The sequence below is a fragment of the Arthrobacter sp. JCM 19049 genome, from assembly GCF_001310435.1.
Genome location: NZ_BAXF01000858.1, coordinates 1 through 663, shown reverse-complemented (window position 1 = coordinate 663; position 663 = coordinate 1). Strand labels below are relative to the sequence as shown.

Genomic DNA, 663 nt, shown 5'->3' with positions numbered 1-663 from the left:
GCCGCGGCCACCCTGGCCCGTGGTGAGCGGCTGCGCCGGGCGCTGTTGAACCTGCCGCCGCTGTTCATTTCAATCCCGGTGTTCTGGCTGGGCCTGGTGCTGCTGCAGCTGCTGGCCGTGCAGCTGGGGGTGATGTCCCTGTTCCCGGACGGTTCGGCGCTGTCGCTGCTGGTGCCGATCCTGGTGTTGGCCCTGCACCTGAGCGCACCGATCGCCCAGGTGCTGCTCAAGAGCGTTCAGCAGGTCTCGGCCCAGCCGTTCGTGGACGTGCTGCGCGCCAAGGGGGCCGGAGAGTCCTGGATCTTCTACCGCCACACCCTGAAGAACGCCGCCCCGGCCGCGCTGTCGATTGCCGGGATCACCATCGGCACCCTGCTGGCCGGCTCGGTGATCACCGAGACCGTGTTCGCCCGCGCCGGACTGGGGCAGCTGGTGCTGCAGGCGGTCACCGTCCAGGACATTCCCCTGGTGCAGGGGCTGGTGCTGCTCACCGCCGCCACCTTCACCGTGGTGAACCTGCTGGTGGACCTCATCCACCCGCAGCTGGACCCCCGAATCATTACCGCCCACGCCGGCTCGGCACGGGCCCTGGCCGCCTGAAGGGACAAGGGATCATGAGCGTACTGACCGAACAGAACACCACCCCGGCCGGGCTGCCGCTCC

Annotated in this window: 1 protein-coding gene; it reads left to right on the top strand. The window is 69.2% G+C overall.

The genetic code is table 11. The annotated features are described in order from the left end of the window. Window positions 1-600 (top strand): ABC transporter permease (locus JCM19049_RS16765; protein WP_279403481.1); only part of this gene is annotated, 600 nt, incomplete at its 5' end. Between the last annotated feature and the right edge of the window lie 63 nt (window positions 601-663).